This is a genomic window from Frigoribacterium sp. PhB160, assembly GCF_003751785.1.
Taxonomy (GTDB): Bacteria; Actinomycetota; Actinomycetes; order Actinomycetales; family Microbacteriaceae; genus Frigoribacterium.
Genome location: NZ_RKIE01000001.1, coordinates 997,379 through 1,019,556, shown reverse-complemented (window position 1 = coordinate 1,019,556; position 22,178 = coordinate 997,379). Strand labels below are relative to the sequence as shown.

Below are 22,178 nucleotides of genomic sequence, written 5' to 3'. Positions count from 1 at the left end.
TGCGGGACGTTCCGCAACGAGGAATGACTCTAGCATGAACCGACACCCCCGCTGAACCACCGGCACGTCCGTCGTGTCGCCAGATCGGAGCACCATGCCCACGAAGCTCGAGAAGGGCGCCACGGCGCCCGCGTTCACCCTCCCCGACGAGACCGGACGACAGGTGTCGCTCTCGGATCACGCCGGCGAGAAGGTCGTCATGTACTTCTACCCGGCCGCCTCGACGCCGGGCTGCACGACGCAGGCCTGCGACTTCCGCGACAACGTCAACTCGCTGCGGTCGGCCGGCTACCAGGTGCTCGGCGTCTCGAAGGACGCCCCGGAGGCGCTGGCCCGGTTCAAGGACGAGCAGGGCCTGAACTTCCCCCTGCTCAGCGACCCCGACCTCACGGTGCACGAGGCGTACGGCGCCTACGGCGAGAAGAACAGCTACGGCCGCGTCGTGACGGGCACGATCCGCTCGACGTTCGTGCTCGACGAGGACGGCGTCGTGCAGCTGCCGCTCTACAACGTGAAGGCGACCGGCCACGTCGCGTCGCTGCGGAAGAAGCTCGGCCTCGACTGACGGCCCCGACCGCCGGCAACGCCCCTCGGCCCCCGCCGTCAGTAGACGTGCGGGGGGCTGTCGTCTCGGTGCGACGTGGCGGCGACGACGCTCGGGACGAAGAGCAGCACGACGACGAGCACAGCCGGCACGATGAGCCACACCCCGACGGAGGCATTGGCCAGGGCGCCCTGGAGGCTGCCGACCCCGACCGCGATCTGCAGCACCTGCCACGTGATGGCTGCTCCTCGGATCCACGCGTTGCCCCGCAGCACCCCGACGGTGATCGCGCCGAGCCAGACGGTCGCGGCGAGCGTGAGCACGAGGATCGCGACGGCCGCCGGGTACGAGTCGGGGCGGGCCGTGAGCAGCTCGATCAGCAGGTAGCCGCTGGCGACGGCGAGCAGCGCGGTCTCGGCCGCGAGCAGCACGACCAGCGCCCAGACCGGCACCGGTCGGCCCCTCTGCGGAGACCGGTCTGTCTGAGGGTCGCGGCCGTCGTCGCCTGTCGTCGTCACGCTGGGGCCTCCATGAAAATCCTTGCTCTGTGTTCGCTGGTATGCGAGCATATTCGAGGTCGAAGTGACGGGCACACGGTGGTGCGCGCCTCCCACAGTCTCATCTTTCCCCCATCCGGAACCTGGTGCTTCGACGCGCCGGTTCAGCATTTAAAAGGAGTACCCATCGATGGATTGGCGTGACAAAGCCGCCTGCCTGACCGCTGACCCGGAGCTGTTCTTCCCCGTCGGCAACACGGGCCCCGCTGTGGACCAGATCGACAAGGCCAAGGCCGTCTGCGGCCGCTGCACCGTGACCGAGACCTGCCTGCAGTACGCGCTCGAGACGAGCCAGGACAGCGGCGTGTGGGGCGGCCTCAGCGAGGACGAGCGTCGTGCGCTCAAGCGCCGCGCCGCTCGCGCCCGTCGGGCCAGCTGACTCCAGCACCGACACCGACGACGAGGCCGGCTCCCCCACGGGGAGCCGGCCTCGTCGTGTGTCCGGCCCCCGCCACGCCCCCTCGCGACCGGGCCCCACGACGTGAGGCCCGGGGCGCGGACCGCGGCGGGGCCGGTCAGGCCTGCGAGAGGCCCCGGAACGGGATCTCGATGGTGACCTCGGTGCCGTTGCCGACCAGGGTGTGCCAGTCGATGGTGCCGCTGAGCTCGCCCTGGATGAGGGTGCGCACGATCTGCGTGCCGAGGCCGGAGCCGACCTTGCCCTCGGGCAGGCCCACGCCGTTGTCGCGGACCTTGACGGTGAGCTGCTCGGCGTCGCGCTCGGCGACGATCTCGACCTCGCCGTCGCGGCCGTCGAGCCCGTGCTCGACCGCGTTCGTGACGAGCTCGGTGAGGGCGAGCGCGAGCGGCGTCGCGTACTCGCTCGGGAGCGCCCCGAAGCTGCCGGTCAGGGTCGGTCGCACCGTCGTGTTGTGGCTCGACGCCACCTCCGCGATGAGCATCAGCACGCGGTCGAAGACGGTGTCGAAGTCGACGTTCTGGCTGAGGCCCTCGGACAGGGTGTCGTGCACCACGGCGATCGACGCCACGCGACGCATCGCCTGGGTCAGGGCCTCGCGGGCGACGTCGGTGTGGGTGCGACGTGCCTGGATGCGCAGCAGCGACGCGACGGTCTGCAGGTTGTTCTTGACGCGGTGGTGGATCTCGCGGATCGTCGCGTCCTTCGTGATGAGCTCGCGCTCCTGGTGGCGCAGCTCCGTGACGTCGCGGCAGAGGACGATCGCCCCGACCCGCTCGCCGCGGTCGCGGAGCGGGATCGCCCGGAGCGACACCGTCACGCCGCGCGCCTCGATGTCCGTGCGCCACGGCGCCCGCCCCGTCACGACGAGGGGCAGGGACTCGTCGATGACGAGCTTGCCCTGGAGCAGCCCCGTCGTGACCTCGGCCAGCGACTCGCCCTCGAGCTCGCCGGCGAAGCCCATGCGGTTGAACGCCGACAGGCCGTTGGGGCTCGCGAAGGTGACGAGGCCGTCGACGTCGAGGCGCAGCAACCCGTCGGAGGCGCGGGGGGCGCCCCGTCGAGGACCGGTCGGGGCCCCGAGGTCGGGGAAGTCGCCCGCCGCGATCATCGAGAACAGGTCGTTGGAGCACTGGTTGAACGTGAGCTCCTGGCGGCTCGGCGTCCGCGCCTCGCTGAGGTTCGTGTGCCGGGTGATGACCGCGATGGGAGCGTCGGTCACGTCGGGACGGCTGGCCCCGAGGCGACGCAGGACCGGCACGGCGCGCACCCGGGTGGGGGTCTCCTCGTACCAGTCGGGGGCGGCGGAGTCGACGATGCGGGTGGTGGCGAAGGCCGACTCGATCTGGCTGCGCCACTCGGGCCGCACCTCCTGCCCGACGAAGTCGCGGTAGAAGAGCGTGGCCGAGCTCGAGGGCCGCGCGTGCGCGACGGCGACGAAGCTGCCGCTCTCGGTCGGCACCCAGAGCACCATGTCGGCGAAGGCGAGATCGGCCAGCAGCTGCCAGTCGCCGACGAGGAGGTGGAGCCACTCGACGTCCGCCTCGGAGGAACGGCCCTGGGCGAGTACGAGATCACTGAGCGTCGACACCCGACCAGTCTAGGTCGACCGGCCCGGACGGCGATCGACGACCTCGTGGGCAGACCGGGTTGTCCACAACATCCTCCGACCCCTGGTGCTCGAATGACGGATGTCATATGTTGAACGCGTCCAGGCCCCTCCACGAATCGAGACTGCCATGTCGCCCACGGCCGCAGCCGCCCCGTCCTTCCCCGAGCCCGACGACGCCGCCGCCCTCGAGGTCCGGCCCCGCCTGCACGTCGTCGAGGCCCCGCCCGCTCCCCCGGACCCGGCCGAGGCCGCCGAGGGCCTCGCCCGCTCCGTGCTCGAGATCCTCGCCGGCGCGCGCGACCTCGAGCAGGTGGCCCGCTGGGTGACCGGCGAGGTGTACTCGTCCCTGCAGAAGCGGGTGCGGCTCGCGGCGCGTGCCCGCGAGGTCTCCGGGGTGCGGGTGCAGCGCCCCTCGTTCCGCGTGGGCTCGGTGCACGTGAGTCGCCCGACGCCGACAGCCGTCGAGAGCGTCGTCGTCGTCCACGGACGCGCACGGACCCGGTCGGTGGCCATCCGGCTCGAGTGGCTCGGCAGCCGCTGGCGGGCCACGGCCCTGCACGTCCTCTGACGCGTGCGGAGGTCACTGCGCCGAGGTCGTGAGCCCCGGGACCGACGACGACGCCGCCCCTGTCCGAGACAGGGGCGGCGTCGATCTGGTCGGGCGACCGGTCGTCAGCTCGTCTTCTTGCCGGCGGCGCGACGCTCGGCACGGTTGACCGGTGCGGTGCCGTCGCCGGTCGACTGGCCGAAGGCGCCCTTGCGTGCCGGGGCGGGCGTCGAGCCGCTCGAGGCACGGGCGGCGGCGACCTCGGGGCTGCTGCCGCGCTCTGCCTCGTCCTGCGCCTTCTGAGCCTTCGCCGTCGCGGCCTGCTCGAGCTTGCCGCGCTGGTCGCGCACCTCGACCTCGCCGTCGATGTTCGGGGCCGAGTACTCGAGCTTCGGCGTCTGCTTCTGGCCGTCGAGGCCCTTGGCGGCGATCACCGGGGCCTCGGCCTCGCCCACCTGGCCCTGCACCTCGACCTCGAGGTTGAAGAGGAAGCCGACGGTCTCTTCCCGGATCTGGCCCATCATGCTCTGGAAGAGCGCGTAGCCCTCACGCTGGTACTCGACGAGCGGGTCGCGCTGCGCCATCGCGCGCAGGCCGATGCCGTCCTTGAGGTAGTCCATCTCGTAGAGGTGGTCGCGCCACCGGCGGTCGATCACGGAGAGCACCACGCGGCGCTCCAGCTCGCGCATGGCCGGCTCGCCGAGCGTGGCCTCGCGCTCCGTGTAGGCGACCTTGGCGTCGGAGAGGATCTCCTGGCCGAGGAACTGGCGCGTGGCCTTGCCCTTCGACCCTGCCTCGGTGATGACCTCGTCGATCGTGATCGAGATGGGGTAGAGGGTGCGGAGCTCGGTCCACAGGGCGTCGAGGTCCCAGTCGTCGGGGCTGCCGTCGCCGGTGTGCTGGTCGATGACCTCGTTGACGACGTCGTCGAGGAACTTGTCGGCACGGTCGCGGAGGTCGTCGCCCTCGAGGATGTGGCGGCGGTCGCCGTAGATCGCCTCGCGCTGGCGGTTCAGGACGTCGTCGTACTTGAGGACGTTCTTGCGGATCTCGGCGTTGCGCGACTCGACCTGCGACTGCGCGGAACGGATCGCCCGGCCGACGATCTTGTTCTCGATCGCGAGGTCGTCCGGCACGTTGCCGCGGCCCATGAGGGCCTCGGCGGCGCCGGAGTTGAACAGGCGCATGAGGTCGTCGGTCAGCGACAGGTAGAAGCGGCTCTCGCCCGGGTCGCCCTGACGGCCGCTGCGACCACGCAGCTGGTTGTCGATGCGTCGCGACTCGTGGCGCTCGGTGCCCAGCACGTAGAGGCCGCCTGCGTCGATGACCTTCTCGGCCTCCTCCTGGACGGCGGCCTTCTGCGCGGCGAAGACGTCGTCCCACGCGGCCTCGTACTCCTCCGGCGTGTCGACGGGGCTGAGCCCCCGGGTGTTCATCTCGGCGACGGCGAGGAACTCGGCGTTGCCGCCCAGCATGATGTCGGTGCCTCGACCGGCCATGTTCGTGGCGACGGTGACCGACCCGTGACGACCGGCCTGGGCGACGATGGCGGCCTCGCGCGCGTGGTTCTTCGCGTTGAGCACCTCGTGGCGCACGCCTTTCTTCGCGAGCAGGCGCGAGAGGTACTCGCTCTTCTCCACGCTCGTCGTGCCGACGAGGACGGGCTGCCCCTTCTCGTGGCGCTCGACGATGTCTTCGACGACCTGGTCGAACTTGGCCGTCTCGTTCTTGTAGACGAGGTCGGTCTGGTCGATGCGCTTCATCGGCTTGTTCGTCGGGATGGGCACGACGCCGAGCTTGTAGGTGCTCATGAACTCGGCGGCCTCGGTCTCGGCCGTGCCGGTCATGCCGGAGAGCTTCTTGTAGAGGCGGAAGTAGTTCTGCAGGGTGACGGTGGCGAGGGTCTGGTTCTCGGCCTTGACCTCGACGCCCTCCTTCGCCTCGATGGCCTGGTGGATGCCCTCGTTGTAGCGGCGGCCGCTGAGGATGCGGCCGGTGTGCTCGTCGACGATGAGCACCTCGCCGTTGATGACGACGTAGTCCTTGTCGCGCTTGAAGAGCGCGTCGGCCTTGATGGCGTTGTTGAGGAACGAGATCAGGGGCGTGTTGGCCGACTCGTAGAGGTTGTCGATGCCGAGGTAGTCCTCGACCTTCTCGATGCCGGGCTCGAGCACGCCCACGGTGCGCTTCTTCTCGTCGACCTCGAAGTCGCTGCCGGCCACGAGGCGACGGGCGATCGTGGCGAACTCCGCGAACCACCGGTTGGCCTCGCCCGAGGCGGGGCCCGAGATGATGAGCGGGGTGCGCGCCTCGTCGATGAGGATGGAGTCGACCTCGTCGACGATCGCGAAGAAGTGGCCACGCTGCACCATGTCCTGTGCCTGCCACGCCATGTTGTCGCGGAGGTAGTCGAAGCCGAACTCGTTGTTCGTGCCGTACGTGATGTCGGCGGCGTACTGCTCGCGCCGCTCGGCGGGCGTCTGGCCCGCCAGGATGCAGCCGGTCGTCATGCCGAGGGCACGGAAGACGCGGCCCATGAGCTCGGACTGGTAGCTCGCGAGGAAGTCGTTGACCGTGATGACGTGCACGCCCCGCGAGGCGATCGCGTTGAGGTAGGCCGCCGTGGTCGCGACGAGGGTCTTGCCCTCACCGGTCTTCATCTCGGCGATGTTGCCGAGGTGCAGGGCCGCGCCGCCCATGAGCTGGACGTCGAAGTGGCGCATGCCGAGCGTGCGCTTGGCCGCCTCGCGGACGGCGGCGAAGGCCTCCGGCAGGAGGTCGTCGAGGGACTCGCCGCCGGCGTAGCGCTCGCGCAGCTCGACCGTCTCGGCCCGGAGCTCGTCGTCGGTCAGCGTGCTGAAGTCGTCCTCGAGCTCGTTGACGGCGTTCGCGTACGCCTTGAGGCGACGGAGGGTGCGGCCCTCGCCGACGCGGAGGACCTTCTCGAGGACGTTGGCCACTGGTGACTCCCTGGATCTGGAACGCGGGGTTCGGTCGGGCAGGTGGTTGACGTGCCCGGGGCGTGGTCCGATCTGGGCCAGGCCGTGAGGAGGCCCGGATGGACCAGCTCGGAATGGTAGCAAGCCTAGCGGCCACGGCCCCTGGGAGGGGCGGCGCGCGGTGCGCCGCCCTCCCCGGGCCGTGGCCGCTCGGCGGGGCTCGGTCAGCCGGCGATGCCTGCCCGCTGCTCCGTCACGGCCTCCTGCAGGTCGGGGGCCTCCTGGTCGAGGCCGATGACCCCGTAGTCCCAGCCCTTGCGGCGGTAGACGACGCTCGGCCGCTGGGTCTCGACGTCGATGTAGAGGTAGAAGTCGTGCCCGACGAGCTCCATGTAGTACAGCGCGTCGTCGAGGGTCATCGGCGTCGACGCGAAGACCTTGCTGCGGATGACGACGGGGCAGTACTCCTCGTCCTCCTGCTCGACCTCGGCGTCGGCGTCGGTCTGCGGCACCGTGGCGACCGCCCCGGTGCGGACGGCGTCGAGGGTCTCGGCCGAGGCCGGGACCACGTCGACGCCGGTGAAGTCGGCACCCGCGGCCTCGCGGAGCGACGTCGGTCGATGCTGGCCCCGGTGGACCTTCTTCCGGTCCTTCGCCCTCCGCACCCGTTCGAGCAGGCGGGTCATGGCGAGGTCGAAGGCGACGTACTTGTCGCCGGCCGTCGACTCGGCCCGCACGAGCGGGCCCGGACCGACCAGCGTCAGCTCGACGCGGTCGTCGCCGGCGGAGCCGCTCGACTTCTCGTGGTGACGGGAGACCTTGATCTCGAGGGCGAGCGCCTTGGTGGCGAGCTGCCCGACCTTGTCGGCCTTGTCAGTGGCGTAGTCGCGGAAACGCTCGGTGATACCGACGTTTCGACCCGTGACGGTGATTTCCATGACGACCTCCTGGTGGTGTCGACGTGCCGCCTGTCAGCCAGGCGGATGTCCTTTCACGCCTTTGCCCCACCGTAACGGCCCGGGCCTCCCCGTGTCACGGAACGGTCACCTCCCGTTCAGGTGCCGGGGGCGGCGGGCCGCCTCGGCGAGCAGGGGCGTGGCCGCGAGGCAGGCCGCGCCGACGACCGACGCGCCGGCCTCCGACAGCGCACGGTGCGCCTCCTGCAGGGTGCTGCCGGTGGTCACCACGTCGTCCACGACCACGACCCGGACGCCCGCCAGGCACGGGTCGGCGCGCAGGCAGCCGACCCTGGCGCGCTGCCGTGCCGCGCGGTCGAGGTGCTTCTGGGCGCCGCCGCCCCGGCCCGGGCGCACGACGAGCCCGCCCGGCACCGTCGCGAGGCCGGCCCGCCGCACGAGCCGCTCGACCGGGTCCCAGCCCCGTCGACGTCGCCCGGCCGGCGACGGGGGCACCGCGACGAGCAGCGGCGCACGCCCGTCGGGGCCCGGAGGCGCGACGCGGCCGACCGCGACCGCCAGCGCCGACGAGAGGGCCGCGTCGAGGCGCAGGCGCCCTCTCGCCTTGTAGGCCAGGACGACCTCGCGCGCCTCGGCCTCGTAGCGGAGCGCCGCGACCACGTGCAGCCCGCCCTGCACCTCGAGCTCGACCGGGTCGCCCCGCAGCAGCAGGCGACAGGCGGGACAGAGCTCGACGTCGGGCGCGCCGCACCCGGCGCAGTCCGCCGGCGACACGACCGCGAGAGCCTCGCGGAGGGCACGACCGAGGACGGGACGGGCACGGGCCGCGGGGACGGGCGGGAGTCGGGACGAGGACGGTGGTCGCATGACCCGACGATCGCAGCGGCGTGTGGTCGGCGGGCTGCCCGGGCCCACGTCCGTGGACGACGCACGGCGAGGCGAGGCCGGGGAGGGACCGACCGCCCCGGCTCAGCGCTGCGTCGCCAGCAGGTCGCCCGACACGCCCGTGTCCTGCCAGGTGCTGCCGCGCGGCTCGAGCACCTGCCCGTCGCCCGTCAGCACCTCGACCAGCGAGGTGCCCGTGCCGCCGACGATCGTGGTCGGGTCGCCCGGCGGCCGCCCCAGCGAGGTCGACGAACCGCCGACCTCGGAGACGGTGACCTGGGCCCCGCCCGCGGAGTCGCTCAGCGACGCGACGGTGAGCTGGTCGGCCCAGGTGGCGTCGAGCGGGCGCCCGGGCGGGGCGACGAGCTCGAGGGGCGGCCCGAGCGCGGTCGGCACCTTGGCCGAGTCGCGCAGCAGGGCCACGACGACGAGACGGGCCGATCCGTCGTCGTCGAGCAGGGCGAGGGCCCGCGTGCCGTCCCGCGACACCCGGAACGACACGACCTCCGCGTCGGCCGGGAGGGTCGAGGCCACCCGGTGCGCCGTCCCGTCGGGGGCGAACGCCTGCACGTCGCGCGGGTCGTCGACCGGGACGCTCCAGAGCCAGCCCGCGTCGTCGAGGGTCGGCGAGGCGAGCCCCGACCGGCCGTCGACGAGCACCTGGCCACCGTCCGCCCGCACGACGAGGCTGCCGCGAGCGGTGCCGACCGCCGCCGACCCCTGGTCGCGGGCGAGCTCGACCGACGTCGGCGCGAGCCCGGCGACCGTCGCGGCGAGGCCGGGCACGGGGCTCGTCGACGAGCCCGAGGCGTAGGCGAGCACGCCGCCGGCGACCAGGAGCGGCCGGGCGTCGACCGTGGGGTCGCGGAGCGGGGCGGCGCTGCCGAGGTCGGGCACCTCGAGGGAGGCCGACTCGACGCTGAGCTCGACCGCCGAGACGGTGGCGAGCGTGGAGAAGCTCGCGAGCAGCTGGGCCTGCATGCGCGCGCGGGCGGCCCCCGACGCCCCGAGCGCGTCGGAGGTGAGGTCGACCCGTGCCGTGCCGTCGACCACCGTGATCGCGGTCAGCGACAGCTGCGTCCCCTCGGGGAAGGCCGAGACGACGGCCCCCTGCAGCCAGGTCGACGGACCCGCGAGGAGGGCGCTCGCGATGCGCGTGCTCGTCGACGACCGCGCCAGGAACCAGCGCTCGTCGGGCACGAGCCAGGTGAACGTCGGGTCGTAGAAGTACACCGCGTGGGCACGGAAGATCGACTGGAACGTGGCGGGGCTCAGCACGGTGCCGTCGGGCGCGTCGCTGATGCGCCACTGGCCGTCCTCCTGCACGAACGAGTACGAGAGCGTCGTCGGCACTGTGCTCGTCGTCGGGACGTAGTGTCCGCCCACGTCGACCGTCGCCGAGGCCGTGAACGCGTACTCGAGCCGGTCGTCGGACGTGCGGGTCGTCGAGCCGCCGCCCGGCCGCACGGTCACGCTGGCGCGCGGGTCCCAGTCGTCGGCGAAGCCCTCGGCGAGGAACTCGCGCGCGACCGCGTAGTTGTCCTGCGGGCCCGTCCCCGCCCCGATGAAGTCGCGGAGGATGCGCTCCTGCGAGCTGTCGACGACAGGCCCGATGGGCGTGTAGACGACGTCGCCCGGCGCCTGGTCGGCGACGGCGTCGCCCTGCTCCACGGGGCCGGAGTCGGGGATGGAGGCGCACCCCGCCAGGAGCAGGGCCCCGAGCGCGAGGGCCGCCACGAGGCGGGCGGGACGTCGACGGTCACGCATCGCGCGCCTCCTCGAGGGGGTCGGGGGCCGCGTCGCGCGGCTCGAGCGGGAGCGGGCTCGACGACGTCGCCGCGCCCGCCGTCCGCGGCAGGGTCACGACGAAGCGGCTGCCCTCGCCGAGCCGCGACCAGACCTCGAGGCGGCCGCCGTGGAGGACGGCGTCCTCGAGGCTGATGGCGAGGCCGAGGCCGGTGCCGCCGATGGTGCGGCGACGTGACGGGTCGGCGCGCCAGAAGCGGTCGAAGACGCGCTCGACGTCGGCGGGACGCATGCCGATGCCGTGGTCGCGGACGGCGACCGCGACGGCCTCCTCGTCGCTGTCGACCTCGACGACGATCGGTCGGCCCTCGCCGTGCTCGATCGCGTTGCCGAGCAGGTTGCGGAGCACGCGGCGGAGCCGGCGGGGGTCGACCTCGGCCTCGAGGTAGCCGCCGCGGGCCTCGATCGTGACCGTGCTGCCGACGTCGGCGGCGAGGGGCTCGAACTCGGCCACCACGTCGTCGACGAGGCCGACGACGCGCGTGCTCTCGAGGTCGAGCTCGACCGCCCCGGCGTCGAAGCGCGAGATCTCGAGCAGGTCGGCGAGCAGCAGCTCGAAGCGGTCGACCTGCGTGTGGAGGAGCTCCGTCGTCCGCGCCGCCGAGGGGCCGAACGAGCCGCGCTGGTCGAAGAGGACGTCGCCGGCGAGGCGGATCGTCGTGAGGGGCGTGCGGAGCTCGTGCGAGACGTCGCTGACGAAGCGCTGCTGGACGCGCGACAGCTCGGCCAGCTGCGAGATCTGCTTCTGCATCTCGTCGGCCATGCCGTTGAAGGAGCGGCCGAGCGTCGCGACGACGTCGCTGCCCTTCTCGGGGATGCGCTGGTCGAGCTGCCCGGCGGCGATCTTCTGGCTGGTCTCGGCCGCCACGCGCACCGGCTCGACGACGAGCCGCACGACGACGTAGGTGATGACCGCGATGAGGGCCACGAGGGCCACGCTGCCGAGGGCGAGGGTGCGCTGCATGAGCGCCAGCGTCTCCTGCGCGTCGCTGAGGTCGTAGACGAGGTACAGCTCGTACTGCCCGGCCGTCGGCACCTGGAGGGTGGAGCCGACCGCGAGGCCCGGCACGGATCCCCCGCCGGCCTGGGGCAGCGACACGGCCTGCAGGGCGAGCGCGCCCGTGTCGGAGGCGACGCTGTCGCGTAGCGCAGCGGTCACGGCGCTGCTCGGGAAGTCGGGGCTCGCGATGTTCTGCAGGGTCTGCGCGGTGGTCTGCCCGGGCGTCCGCAGGATGGCGATGCTCGTGCCGCCGGGGCTCGACGTCGAGCCGAGGATCGCGGACTGGGCCTCGTTCTGCAGGGAGTCGAGCTCGACCTGGTCGGCGTCCTCGGTGGCGGTCGCCGAGTCGAAGATGTTCTGCGCCAGGAGGGTGGCCCGCAGCGACTCGGACTGCACCTGGTCGCGACGCTGGTCGTAGAGGTTCGCGCCGATGCTGACCGAGATCGACGTGCCGATGATCGACGCGCCGACGCCCGCGAGCACGACGGTGAGGGCCACGGTGCGGAACTCGAGCGACGCGCGCCACGAGTCGACGACGCGCGCCGTCAGGTCGCCCCAGGCCCGCCGCGTCGCCCAGCCGAGGCGGGACGGCGGAGGCGGTGGCGTCGGGACGGGCCCGGTCACGGGCGTCGGCCCCGTCCGGTCAGGAGGACGAGCCGGCGCGGTACCCCACGCCCCGCACCGTCGTGACGATGCGGGGGGCGTCGGGGTCGTGCTCGACCTTGGCGCGGAGCCGCTGCACGTGCACGTTGACGAGCCTCGTGTCGGCCTTGTAGTGGTAGCCCCAGACCTGCTCGAGCAGCATCTCGCGGGTGAAGACCTGCTGCGGCTTCGACGCGAGCGCGAGCAGCAGCTCGAACTCGAGCGGCGTGAGGGCGATCGTGGTCTCGCCGCGCCGGACCTCGTGCGCGGCCACGTCGAGGCGGAGGTCGCCGACCGTCAGGACGTCGGTCGTCGGCTCGCTGGCCGGCCGCAGCCGGGTGCGGATGCGCGCCACCAGCTCTTTGGGGTTGAAGGGCTTCACGACGTAGTCGTCCGCGCCGCTCTCGAGGCCCCGGACGACGTCGACGGTGTCGCCCTTGGCCGTCAGCATGATGATGGGGACGCCGCTCTCGGCGCGGATGGCCTGGCACACCTCGAGGCCGTCCATGCCGGGCAGCATGAGGTCGAGCAGGACGAGGTCGGGGGCCGAGTTGCGGAACGCGTCGAGCGCGGCGCTGCCGTCGCTGCAGAAGTGGGGCTCGAACTCGTCGGCGCGGAGCACGATGCCGATCATCTCGGCGAGCGCCGGGTCGTCGTCCACCACCAGGATGCGCGGGCTCATGGTCTCCGTCTCCGCCAGGCCGCTCGGGTCGCGGCAGGTCAGGCCAGGTTAGTGCAGGAGGCGCGGATCGGCTGGCACGCCCAGCCCGCCCGTGGGAACATGGCGAGACGGGCCAGGACGACCTCGCCCGCGGACCACCGGGGGAAGACATGACCGATCCGAACGCCTGGGCGGCCCCCGGCGGCGACCAGGGCGAGCCGCGCTGGGGCGAGCGCGTCCCGGCGGCGCAGCCCGCGCCTCCGGCCGGCCCACCCGGCCAGCAGCCCTCTCCGTACGGACAGCAGCCGTCGCCGTACGGACAGCAGCCGTCGCCGTACGGACAACAGCCGCCCGCCGGCTGGACGCCTCCCCCGAAGCCGGGACTGCTCCCGCTGCGGCCCTTCACGTTCGGCGAGGTGCTGAGCGCGTCGTTCCAGGTCTTCCGCCGCAACCCCCGCACGACGTTCGGCACGGCGCTCCTCGCGCAGGTGCTGCTGCTCCTCGTCACGATCGGCGTGACCGGCGGCACGGCCTTCGCCGCCTTCTCGCGCGTCGACTCGGCCCTGCCGGAGGACCAGGACGCCGTCACCTCCGGCGCGATCGCAACCGTCGTGCTCGCGTCGCTCGTGCCGGTGCTGCTCTCCGTCGTCGTCAGCGCCGTGCTGCAGGGGCTCTTCGTGCTCGAGACCTCGCGGCAGCTGCTCGGCGAGAAGCTCCGCCTCGGCGGACTGTGGGCCCTCGCCCGGGGCCGCTTCGGCGCGCTGCTCGGCTTCTCGGCCCTCGTGACCCTCGCGTTCCTCGTCGCCGCCGCGGTCGTCGCGGGCGTCGTCGTCCTCGGCGTCTCCCTCGGCAGCACCGCCAGCATCGCGATCGGCATCGTCTCGGGCGTGCTGATCGGCCTCGGGCTGCTCGTCGTCGGCGTCTGGCTGACGATCGGGCTGAGCCTCGTGCCCAGCGCCATCGTGCTCGAGCGGCTCCCGTTCCGCGCGGCGATGCGCCGCTCGTGGTCGCTCGTGAAGGGCTCGTTCTGGCGAACCTTCGGCGTCGTCGCGCTCGTCTTCGTCATGATCCAGGTGGCCACCCAGGTCGTCACGGCGCCGTTCTCGCTCCTCTTCGGCCTGTTCAGCGGCGTCGTCGCGCCGACGGGCGACGACGACACCACGACCTTCCTCCTCGTCACGGGAGCCGGCTACCTGCTCACCGTCGCGGTCACGGCCGTGGTGACGGCGATCGGCTCGGTGGTCCAGGCGGCCTCGGTCGGCCTCGTCTACGTCGACCGGCGCATCCGCAGCGAGGGCCTCGACCTCGAGCTGGTCCGCCACGTCGAGCGCCGACGCGCGGGCGAGCACGAGCTGCCCGACCCGTACCGCCCGCCGGTGCGCTGACGTGCCGCCCGCCGCGACGCTGGTCGCCGCCCCGCTGACGCCCGCGCCCGACGAGGCACGACGGCTGCTCCAGCGGGAGCTGTCCCGGGGCGAGTACGTGGCCGCGCAGCCGACCTGGCTCGACCGCGTCGCCGACGCCTTCTGGGACTGGCTGAACGGCATCCGCTTCGGCGACGTCGAGGGCGCCCCCGCGGTGGCCCTGGTCGTCGTGCTGATCGCCGTCGTCGTCGTGGCGGTCGTCGTGCTCTCGGTCTACGGCGTGCCGCGCCTCAACCGTCGCTCCGCCCGGGTCGAGGCGCTCTTCGGCGAGGCCGACGACCGCGACGCCGACGCGATGCGCGCCGCGGCGCGGGAGGCCGCGGCCCGGGGCGACCTCGACCTCGCGGTCGCCGAGTCGTTCCGTGCGCTCGCCCGCTCTCTCGTCGAGCGCGACGTGCTCTCGGTCACGCCGGGCACGACGGCCCGCACGGTAGGCGCGAGCGCCGGCCGGCTCTTCCCCGCCCGCGCCGAGGCCCTCGCGGCGGCCGCGACGTCCTTCGACGAGGTGCGCTACCTCGACCGGGCCGGGACCGAGGCCGCCTGGCGTGCGATCTCCGACCTCGACCTCGCCCTGCGGGACGACCGCGCGGCCGCCGTCGCATGACCGTCACGACGCCCACCGTGGGGGCCGCGCTCCGCCGCGCCCGCACCTGGCTCGTCCTCGGGGCGCTGGCCCTGGTCGGGGCCCTGGCGGTCGTGCTGCTCAGCGGCACCGACGTCACCGGCGGTCGGCCGCTCGGGCCGCAGAACCCGGCGCCCGCGGGCGCGAAGGCCCTCGTGGAGGTGCTGCGGCAGCAGGGCGTGACGGTGCAGGTGACGACCGACCTGCGCGGCACCGTCTCCGCCGCGTCGCGCGACGCGGCCGGCACGGCCGTCGTCGTGGACGACGCCGACGGCCTCCTCGTCGCCGACCAGTGGCGGCAGGTCGCCGAGGCGACCGACCACGTGCTGCTCCTCGCGCCCGGGCAGGCGGCGCTCGACGCCGTCGCCCCCGGCGTCGCCCTCGTCGGTCAGCGCGACGACGGCACGGCCGCGCCGGGGTGCGACCTGCCGGCGTTGAACCGGGTCGACGAGGTCTCCGCCGGCGGCCGGACGTACTCGGCCGACGGCGCCGGCGTCACCGCGTGCCTGCCCGACCCGGAGTCCGACGGCTCCGGGCTCGTCGAGGTCGACGACGGGCAACGGCGCGTGACGGTCGTCGGCGCCACGAGCGCCCTCGCCAACGGCTCGGCCCTCGACGCCGACGACGCCGCCTACTCGCTCGGCCTGCTCGGCCAGTCCGACCGTCTCGTCTGGTACCTGCCAAGCGCCGACGACGTGCCCGAGGGCGCCGGGACGCTCGCGACGTTGACGCCGGGCTGGGTCACCCCCGTCCTCCTCCTGCTCGCGCTGACCGCCGTCGCGGCCGGGGCCTGGCGCGGCCGCCGCCTCGGCCCCCTCGTCGTCGAGCGCCTGCCCGTCGTCGTCAAGGCCTCCGAGACGACCGAGGGCCGGGCCCGGCTCTACGAGCGGTCGTCGTCCAGGCGCCACGCCCTCGACCAGCTGCGCATCGGCACGTTCGGGCGCCTCGGGCGGACCGTCGGGCTGCCCGGCTCGGCGTCGGTCGACGAGGTCGTCGAGCGCGTCGCGCAGCTGCTCTCCGCCGACCGCCGCGGCCTCCGGCACGTGCTGCTCGACGCCGACCCCGCCGACGACGCCGAGCTCGTGCGCCTGAGCGACAGCCTGCTCGACCTGGAACGGGCGGTCTCGAGGGCGGCGGCGCCCTCGTGACGCACCGCGCGCCTCCTCGTCGGGACCCCGACCCGCCGACCCCGACCTGCCCCTCGCCCCGACCCCACGAGATCCCCGGGAGGATCGCCGCATGACCCCTGAACTCCAGCAGTCCTTCGCCCGCGTCCGCGAGGAGGTCGGCAAGGCCGTCGTCGCCCAGGACGGGGCGGTGACCGGAATGCTCGTGACGCTGCTCGCCCAGGGGCACGTCCTGCTCGAGGGGGTGCCGGGCGTCGCGAAGACGCTGCTCGTCCGCGCTCTCAGCCACGCCCTCTCGCTCGACACCTCGCGGGTGCAGTTCACGCCCGACCTCATGCCCGGCGACATCACGGGCTCGCCCGTCTACGACGCCCGGAGCGGCGAGTTCGAGTTCCGCCCGGGGCCCGTCTTCACGAACATCCTGCTCGCGGACGAGATCAACCGGACGCCGCCCAAGACGCAGTCGGCCCTGCTCGAGGCCATGGAGGAGCGCCAGGTCTCGGTCGACGGGTCGTCGCGGCCCCTGCCGACGCCGTTCCTGGTCGCGGCCACGATGAACCCGGTCGAGTACGAGGGCACCTACACGCTGCCCGAGGCGCAGCTCGACCGCTTCCTCATGAAGCTGACGCTCGACCTGCCGCCCCGCGACGCCGAGGTCGAGGTGCTCGCCCGGCACGCGGCCGGCTTCTCACCCCGCGACCTCCGGGCCGCCGGCGTCACCCCCGTGCTGACGGCCGACGAGCTCGCCCGCGCCCAGGCCGAGGTCGCCCGGGTGGGCGCCTCCCCCGACGTGCTCGCCTACGTCGTCGACCTGGCCCGCGCTACGCGGGACAGCCCCTCGGTCAGGATCGGCGTCAGCCCGCGCGGCTCGACGGCGCTGCTCGCCGCCACCAAGGCCTGGGCCTGGCTCACGGGCTTCGACCGGGTCACCCCGGACCACGTCCAGGCGATGGCCCTGCCGGTGCTGCGGCACCGCCTGGTGCTGCGACCCGAGGCCGAGCTCGAGGGCGTCGACGCCGACGCCGTGCTGCGGTCCGTGCTGCAGCAGGTGAGGGTGCCGATCTGATCATGGCCGTCACCGGATGGTTCGTCGCGCTGCTGGCGCTCGGCGTCGTGCCGATCGTCGCCACCGGCAGCGCCTGGGCGCTCCTCGCCTGGGTCGCCCTGGTCGTGGTGCTCGGGGCGCTCGACGTGCTGCTCGCGGCCTCCCCGCGCACGGTGCGCCTCCGCCGGGAGCTGCCCGCCGCCCTGCGGCTCGGCGAGAGCACGGTCGCACGCCTCGTCGTCGTCAACGAGGGCCGTCGCACGCTGCGAGGCGTCGTCCGCGACGCCTGGCAGCCCTCAGCGGGCGCGGCCACGTCCCGACGAGCCGTCGTGCTGCGGCCCGGGCGGGCCTCCACGCTCTCGACCCCGCTGACCCCGTTCCGCCGGGGCGAGCGTCGGGCCGACGCCGTGACGATCCGCGCGTGGGGGCCGCTCCGGCTCGCCGGTCGCCAGGCGACGCACGCCCTGCCCGGCGTCGTGCGCGTGATGCCGCGGTTCTCGTCGCGCAAGCACCTCCCGTCACGGCTCGCGCGCCTCCGCGAGCTCGACGGTCGCACCAGCGTGATGATCCGCGGTCAGGGGACCGAGTTCGACAGCCTGCGCGAGTACGTGCGGGGCGACGACGTGCGCTCGATCGACTGGCGCGCCACGGCCCGGCGCAGCGACCTGGTCGTCCGCACCTGGCGGCCCGAGCGCGACCGGCGCGTCGTCGTCGTGGTCGACAGCGGCAGGACCTCGGCGGCACGGGTCGACGACGAGCCCCGGCTCGACACGGCCTTCGAGTCCGCCCTGCTGCTCGGCGCCCTCGCCTCGCGCGCCGGCGACCGGGTCGACGTCGTCGTCGTCGACCGACGCGTCCGGGGTCGCGTCCAGGGAGCCACCGGCCCGGCTCTCCTGTCGTCGATGGTCGAGACGATGGCGCCCCTCGAGGCCGAGCTGGTCGAGACCGACTGGTCGACGGTGCCCGCGCTCGTGCGCTCGATCACCACGCAGCGCTCGCTCGTCGTCCTCGCGACCACCGTCGACTCCCCCGGCTCGGCCCGCAGCCTGCTCGCGGTCCTCCCGCAGCTGACGCGACAGCACCTCGTCGTCGTGGCCTCCGTCGCCGACCCGGCCCTCGACGTGGCGGCGGTCACCCGCGGCGACCGGGGCGAGGTGTACCGCGCGGCGGCGGCCGAGCGGGCGCGGCTCGACCAGGCCCGGGTCTCGGCCGCCGTCGCGCAGCTCGGCGCCGACGTCGTCTCGGCCGCGCCGGCGGACCTGCCGCCGGCCCTCGCCGACCGGTACCTCGCGCTCAAGGCGGCCGGGCGGCTCTGAGCGCGGAGGTCCCGGTCCGACGGGACGACGCCCGCCGGTGCCGCGCACGTCGGCCCGGTGTCGGCCCGGTGCCGGCCCGGTCAGCCCGCGACGAGCTCCGTCGCGCCCGCCTCGAACTCGTCGAGGTCGCCGGTCTGACCGGCCCGCCACGCCCGCCCGCCGAGCACCCACTGGTACGCGAGGAAGGCGAGCAGCGCCACCGACCCGATGCCGATCTTGATCGCCCACGGCCACGGCTGCCGGGTCACGTAGCCCTCGATGACGCCCGAGACGAGCAGCGAGAGCATGAGCCCCACCGCGATCGTGATGAGCGCGCGGCCGTCCTGGGCCAGCGCCTGGCCCCGCGTCCGGGCCCCGGGCGCGATCCACGACCAGGCGATCATCAGCCCCGCCGCCCCCGCGACGAAGATGCTGTAGAGCTCGAGCTGGCCGTGCGGGAGGATGTACAGGAAGAAGTAGTCGAGGCGGCCCTGGTCGGCCATGATGCCGGCCGAGACCCCGACGTTGATCGCGTTGTTGATGATCGCGTACGGCACCCACACGCCCGTGATGCCGAAGGCCACGCACTGGGCCGCGATGAAGGCGTTGTTGGTCCAGACCTGGCCGGTGAACGACGACGGCGCGCTCTCCGAGTAGTAGTCGACGAAGTCCTCGGTGGCGAACTGCCGACGGAACTCGTCCGACCCGAACGACGCGAGCACCGACGGTGTGTTCGCTGCCCAGGTGGCGAAGAGCGCGGCGATGACGACCGTCGCGACGAGCACGGCGATCGAGAGCCAGCGCACCCTGTACAGGGCCGCGGGCAGCTGCGCCACGAAGAAGGTCGGCAGCTGGGAGGCGAGGTTGCGCCCCGCGCCGGTGAACCTCAGCCGCGCCCGCGACAGCGTGAGCGAGAGGCGGTCGGCGACGACCGACGTCCCGACCGAGGTCTTCAGCGCCGACAGCTCGCCCGCCCCCGACTGGTACAGCCGGATGAGCTCGTCGGCCTCGGCGCCCGACAGGCGGCCCGACCGCGCGATGCGCTCGAGCTCGGCCCAGTCGTGGCCGTGGGCGGCGGCGTAGGCGTCGAGATCCATTCTGCTTAGATGATAGGCATGTCCCGCCGCAGCGCACGTCGCGACGACCAGGTGGTCCTCCGGGCCGACCAGGTCGACGCCTTCGACGGGCCCGGCGACGAGCTGGTCACCGGTGAGGCGGTCGCCCTCGACCTGCGCCCGACGGGCTTCGTGCTGCGCGTCGCCGGCGCCCTGATCGACTACGTCGCCTACGCGCTCGTGCTCGTCGGCCTGATCGTGCTCGTCGTGCTGCTCAACGACCGCGGCGTCGTCGACGACGCCGTCGCGCAGGCGCTCTACGTCTCGTCGATCGTCGTCTGCCTGATCGGCCTGCCCACCGTGGTCGAGACCGCGACCCACGGCCGGTCCCTGGGCAAGCTCGTCACGGGCGCGCGCATCGTGCGGGCGGACGGCGGCGCGATCGGCCTCCGCCACGCCCTCACCCGCTCGCTCGTGGGCCTGCTCGAGATCGTCTTCACGACGGGTGGCCTCGCCGTCGTCGTCGCCCTGCTCGACCGCTCGACCCGGCGCCTCGGAGACCTCATGGCCGGGACCTACAGCCGGAACGAGCGCGTGCCGCAGACCGGCCGCGTCGTCGTGCAGGTGCCGCCGCACCTCGGCGGGTGGGCGGGCGTCGCCGACGTCGCGCGCCTCCCCGACGCCCTGGCGCGGCGCGTCGCGTCGTTCCTGCAGCAGGCGCCCGCGATGGCCCCGGCCAGCCGTGCCCGCGTCGCGGCCGACCTCGCGACCGAGGTGACGCCGTTCGTGTCGCCGGTGCCGCAGGCCGACCCCGAGTCGCTGCTCGCGGCCGTGTCGGCGGTGCGCCGCGAGCGCGAGGCCGTCGCGCTGGCCCGCGAGGCCGCCGTGCTCGCCCGGCTCGAGCCGGCCCTCACGGGCACGGTGCCCGGCTTCCCGACCCGCTGACCCCGCCGTCCCTCGCCCGTCTCCCCCGCCCGCGAGCCGTCGACGGCGCAGATGACGACGGCACCGCCCGGGAGGCGCGTGCTGCGCCCTCCGTGACGGTGCCGTGTCGAGGCGGCCCCGTGGGGCCCGCTGCTCAGTAGCGGTAGTGGTCGACCTTGTACGGCCCCGCGACGGGCACGCCGATGTAGGCGGCCTGCTCGTCGGTGAGGGTCGTGAGCTCCACCCCGAGGGCGCCGAGGTGGAGGCGCGCGACCTTCTCGTCGAGGTGCTTCGGGAGGACGTAGACGTCGGTCTCGTAGTTCTCGCGGTGGGCCCAGAGCTCGATCTGAGCGAGCACCTGGTTCGCGAACGAGTTGCTCATGACGAACGAGGGGTGACCCGTCGCGTTGCCGAGGTTCATGAGGCGTCCCTCGCTGAGCACGAGGATGCTGCGGCCGGTGGGCAGGCGCCACTCGTGCACCTGGGGCTTGATCTCGACGCGCTCGGCGCCGGCGAGCGACTCGAGGCCGGCCATGTCGATCTCGTTGTCGAAGTGGCCGACGTTGGCGACGACGGCGAGGTGCTTGAGCCCGAGCAGGTGGTCGACCGTGACGACGTTGAGGTTGCCGGTGCCCGTGACGAGGATGTCGACGGTCTCGACGACCGACTCGAGACGGGCGACCTGGTAGCCGTCCATCGCGGCCTGGAGGGCGTTGATCGGGTCGACCTCGCTGACGATGACGCGCGCGCCCTGGCCACGGAGCGCCTCCGCGGCGCCCTTGCCGACGTCGCCGTAGCCGGCGACGAAGGCGACCTTGCCGCCGATCAGCACGTCGGTCGCGCGGTTGAGGCCGTCGGGCAGCGAGTGGCGGATGCCGTACTTGTTGTCGAACTTCGACTTCGTGACGCTGTCGTTCACGTTGATCGCAGGGAAGAGCAGCTCGCCGGCACGGGCCAGCTCGTACAGGCGGTGGACGCCCGTCGTGGTCTCTTCCGTCACGCCCTGGATCTCGGCGCCGATGGTGGTGTACCGGTCGCTCGACTCGGCGAGGGAGGCGCGGAGCACCTCCAGGATGACCTTCCACTCGGCACTGTCGTCGGCCGCCGCCTCGGGCACGGCGCCCGCGAGCTCGAACTCGCGGCCCTTGTGCACGAGCATCGTGGCGTCGCCGCCGTCGTCGAGGATCATGTTCGGGCCCGTGAAGGAGGCACCGGCGGCCTCGGCCTCGGCCGACCAGTCGAAGATCTGCGAGGTGCACCACCAGTACTCCTCCAGCGTCTCGCCCTTCCAGGCGAAGACGGGCACGCCGGCCGGTGCCTCGGGGGTGCCGGTCGGGCCGACGACGATCGCCGCGGCCGCCTCGTCCTGCGTGGAGAAGATGTTGCAGCTCGCCCACCGGACCTGGGCGCCGAGGGCCGTCAGCGTCTCGATGAGCACCGCGGTCTGCACGGTCATGTGCAGCGAGCCGGCGACGCGCGCGCCGGCGAGGGGCTGGGTCGGCCCGAACTCCTCGCGGAGCGCCATGAGGCCCGGCATCTCGTTCTCGGCGAGGCGGAGCTGGTGGCGTCCGGCCTCGGCGAGCGAGAGATCGGCGATCTTGTAGGGCAGGGACGTGGTCGTGGTGGGCATGTCGACCATTCTCGCCCACCCGGGCCCGCGTGTCGCCCAGGTCGCTCGACCCCGGCGCACCCGCGCCTAGCCGGCGCCCTGGGGCCGCGCGAGGGCCCTGTGCCGTGCGAGGGCCCGGGCCCGTGCGAGGGCCCGGGGCCGTGCGACGGGCAGGTCCGCACGCGGCCTCAGGAACGGACGAGCCTCGCGATCGCGGCCGAGGCCTCGCGCACCTTCTCGTCGGCGACGGCGCCGCCCTCGCGCGCCGCCTCGGCCACGCAGTGGGCGAGGTGGTCCTCGAGGAGCTGCAGGGCCACGGTCTCGAGGGCCTTCGTCACCGCGCTGACCTGCGTCAGCACGTCGATGCAGTAGACGTCGTCCTCGACCATGCGCTGCAGGCCGCGCACCTGCCCTTCGGCACGACGCAGTCGCCGGACGATCTGCTCCTTCGAGCCGACGTAGCCGGGCGTGGCCGGGACGGGGGCCTCGGACGCGTCGCTCACCGCGCCTCCTCGTGGCCCCTGACCGGCCCGAGCGGGCCGGGCCCGG

The 22,178-nt window shown here is 73.5% G+C and carries 20 protein-coding genes; 9 read left to right on the top strand and 11 right to left on the bottom strand.

Translation table 11 applies throughout. The features are described from left to right. Positions 1 to 94 precede the first annotated feature (94 nt). The gene (bcp, locus tag EDF38_RS04810; protein ID WP_123354213.1) at positions 95 to 565 is read left to right on the top strand and encodes a thioredoxin-dependent thiol peroxidase; all 471 of its coding nucleotides are present in this window, start codon (positions 95 to 97) and stop codon (positions 563 to 565) included. Between the two features lie 38 nt (positions 566 to 603). Here bcp and EDF38_RS04805 read toward each other — a convergent pair whose 3' ends face one another. Then, complete coding sequence (locus EDF38_RS04805) at positions 604 to 996, bottom strand: hypothetical protein (protein WP_123354212.1); 393 nt, start codon at positions 994 to 996, stop codon at positions 604 to 606. 235 nt (positions 997 to 1,231) lie between these two features. Between EDF38_RS04805 and EDF38_RS04800 the strand changes: the two genes are divergently transcribed. Further along, positions 1,232 to 1,480, top strand: coding sequence for a WhiB family transcriptional regulator (locus EDF38_RS04800; RefSeq protein ID WP_119868947.1), 249 nt, complete (start codon positions 1,232 to 1,234; stop codon positions 1,478 to 1,480). A 136-nt stretch (positions 1,481 to 1,616) separates the two neighbouring features. On the opposite strand, the gene EDF38_RS04795 is transcribed toward EDF38_RS04800, so the two are convergent. Next, positions 1,617 to 3,110 carry a sensor histidine kinase gene (locus EDF38_RS04795; protein ID WP_123354211.1) on the bottom strand — a complete coding sequence of 498 codons (1,494 nt, stop codon included), beginning with the start codon at positions 3,108 to 3,110 and terminating at the stop codon, positions 1,617 to 1,619. A gap of 148 nt (positions 3,111 to 3,258) precedes the next feature. On the opposite strand from EDF38_RS04795, the gene EDF38_RS04790 reads away from it, so the two are divergent. Beyond that, positions 3,259 to 3,699, top strand: coding sequence for an Rv3235 family protein (locus tag EDF38_RS04790; protein WP_123354210.1), 441 nt, complete (start codon positions 3,259 to 3,261; stop codon positions 3,697 to 3,699). A 104-nt stretch (positions 3,700 to 3,803) separates the two neighbouring features. Here the strand turns inward: EDF38_RS04790 and secA are convergent, their stop codons facing one another. The 6 genes from secA to mtrA form a co-directional block, all read right to left on the bottom strand. Continuing rightward, positions 3,804 to 6,638, bottom strand: a complete 2,835-nt coding sequence (gene secA, locus EDF38_RS04785; protein ID WP_123354209.1) for a preprotein translocase subunit SecA — start codon at positions 6,636 to 6,638, stop codon at positions 3,804 to 3,806. 203 nt (positions 6,639 to 6,841) lie between these two features. Then, complete coding sequence (gene hpf, locus EDF38_RS04780; protein WP_123354208.1) at positions 6,842 to 7,555, bottom strand: ribosome hibernation-promoting factor, HPF/YfiA family; 714 nt, start codon at positions 7,553 to 7,555, stop codon at positions 6,842 to 6,844. A 105-nt stretch (positions 7,556 to 7,660) separates the two neighbouring features. After that, on the bottom strand, positions 7,661 to 8,401 hold the full coding sequence (locus EDF38_RS04775) for a ComF family protein (protein ID WP_123354207.1): 741 nt from the start codon (positions 8,399 to 8,401) through the stop codon (positions 7,661 to 7,663). A 102-nt stretch (positions 8,402 to 8,503) separates the two neighbouring features. Beyond that, positions 8,504 to 10,186 (bottom strand): LpqB family beta-propeller domain-containing protein, encoded by a 1,683-nt coding sequence (locus tag EDF38_RS04770; RefSeq protein WP_123354206.1) that lies wholly within the window; start codon positions 10,184 to 10,186, stop codon positions 8,504 to 8,506. Beyond that, complete coding sequence (mtrB, locus tag EDF38_RS04765) at positions 10,179 to 11,849, bottom strand: MtrAB system histidine kinase MtrB (protein ID WP_233572218.1); 1,671 nt, start codon at positions 11,847 to 11,849, stop codon at positions 10,179 to 10,181. Before mtrB ends, EDF38_RS04770 begins: the two co-directional genes overlap by 8 nt. Before the next feature lie 19 nt (positions 11,850 to 11,868). Beyond that, positions 11,869 to 12,549, bottom strand: a complete 681-nt coding sequence (gene mtrA, locus EDF38_RS04760) for an MtrAB system response regulator MtrA (RefSeq protein WP_123354205.1) — start codon at positions 12,547 to 12,549, stop codon at positions 11,869 to 11,871. A 149-nt stretch (positions 12,550 to 12,698) separates the two neighbouring features. On the opposite strand from mtrA, the gene EDF38_RS04755 reads away from it, so the two are divergent. The 5 genes from EDF38_RS04755 (at position 12,699) to EDF38_RS04735 (ending at position 18,062) form a co-directional block, all read left to right on the top strand. Continuing rightward, positions 12,699 to 13,913 (top strand): hypothetical protein, encoded by a 1,215-nt coding sequence (locus EDF38_RS04755; RefSeq protein WP_123354204.1) that lies wholly within the window; start codon positions 12,699 to 12,701, stop codon positions 13,911 to 13,913. Position 13,914: 1 nt separating this feature from the next. After that, positions 13,915 to 14,556 carry a DUF4129 domain-containing protein gene (locus EDF38_RS04750; RefSeq protein WP_123354203.1) on the top strand — a complete coding sequence of 214 codons (642 nt, stop codon included), beginning with the start codon at positions 13,915 to 13,917 and terminating at the stop codon, positions 14,554 to 14,556. After that, the gene (locus tag EDF38_RS04745; RefSeq protein WP_123354202.1) at positions 14,553 to 15,722 is read left to right on the top strand and encodes a DUF4350 domain-containing protein; all 1,170 of its coding nucleotides are present in this window, start codon (positions 14,553 to 14,555) and stop codon (positions 15,720 to 15,722) included. The genes EDF38_RS04750 and EDF38_RS04745 overlap by 4 nt, the downstream gene beginning before the upstream one ends. A gap of 91 nt (positions 15,723 to 15,813) precedes the next feature. Beyond that, positions 15,814 to 16,767 carry a MoxR family ATPase gene (locus EDF38_RS04740; protein WP_123354201.1) on the top strand — a complete coding sequence of 318 codons (954 nt, stop codon included), beginning with the start codon at positions 15,814 to 15,816 and terminating at the stop codon, positions 16,765 to 16,767. A gap of 2 nt (positions 16,768 to 16,769) precedes the next feature. Next, positions 16,770 to 18,062 (top strand): DUF58 domain-containing protein, encoded by a 1,293-nt coding sequence (locus tag EDF38_RS04735; protein ID WP_123354200.1) that lies wholly within the window; start codon positions 16,770 to 16,772, stop codon positions 18,060 to 18,062. Between the two features lie 80 nt (positions 18,063 to 18,142). Here the strand turns inward: EDF38_RS04735 and EDF38_RS04730 are convergent, their stop codons facing one another. Further along, positions 18,143 to 19,138, bottom strand: a complete 996-nt coding sequence (locus tag EDF38_RS04730) for a stage II sporulation protein M (protein WP_123354199.1) — start codon at positions 19,136 to 19,138, stop codon at positions 18,143 to 18,145. 18 nt (positions 19,139 to 19,156) lie between these two features. Between EDF38_RS04730 and EDF38_RS04725 the strand changes: the two genes are divergently transcribed. After that, positions 19,157 to 20,041 carry an RDD family protein gene (locus EDF38_RS04725; RefSeq protein WP_123354198.1) on the top strand — a complete coding sequence of 295 codons (885 nt, stop codon included), beginning with the start codon at positions 19,157 to 19,159 and terminating at the stop codon, positions 20,039 to 20,041. A 133-nt stretch (positions 20,042 to 20,174) separates the two neighbouring features. On the opposite strand, the gene ahcY is transcribed toward EDF38_RS04725, so the two are convergent. Together ahcY and EDF38_RS04715 are read right to left on the bottom strand one after the other, a co-directional pair. Next, positions 20,175 to 21,650 (bottom strand): adenosylhomocysteinase, encoded by a 1,476-nt coding sequence (gene ahcY, locus EDF38_RS04720; RefSeq protein ID WP_123354197.1) that lies wholly within the window; start codon positions 21,648 to 21,650, stop codon positions 20,175 to 20,177. 167 nt (positions 21,651 to 21,817) lie between these two features. Further along, complete coding sequence (locus EDF38_RS04715) at positions 21,818 to 22,069, bottom strand: metal-sensitive transcriptional regulator (protein ID WP_233572344.1); 252 nt, start codon at positions 22,067 to 22,069, stop codon at positions 21,818 to 21,820. Positions 22,070 to 22,178: the final 109 nt, after the last annotated feature.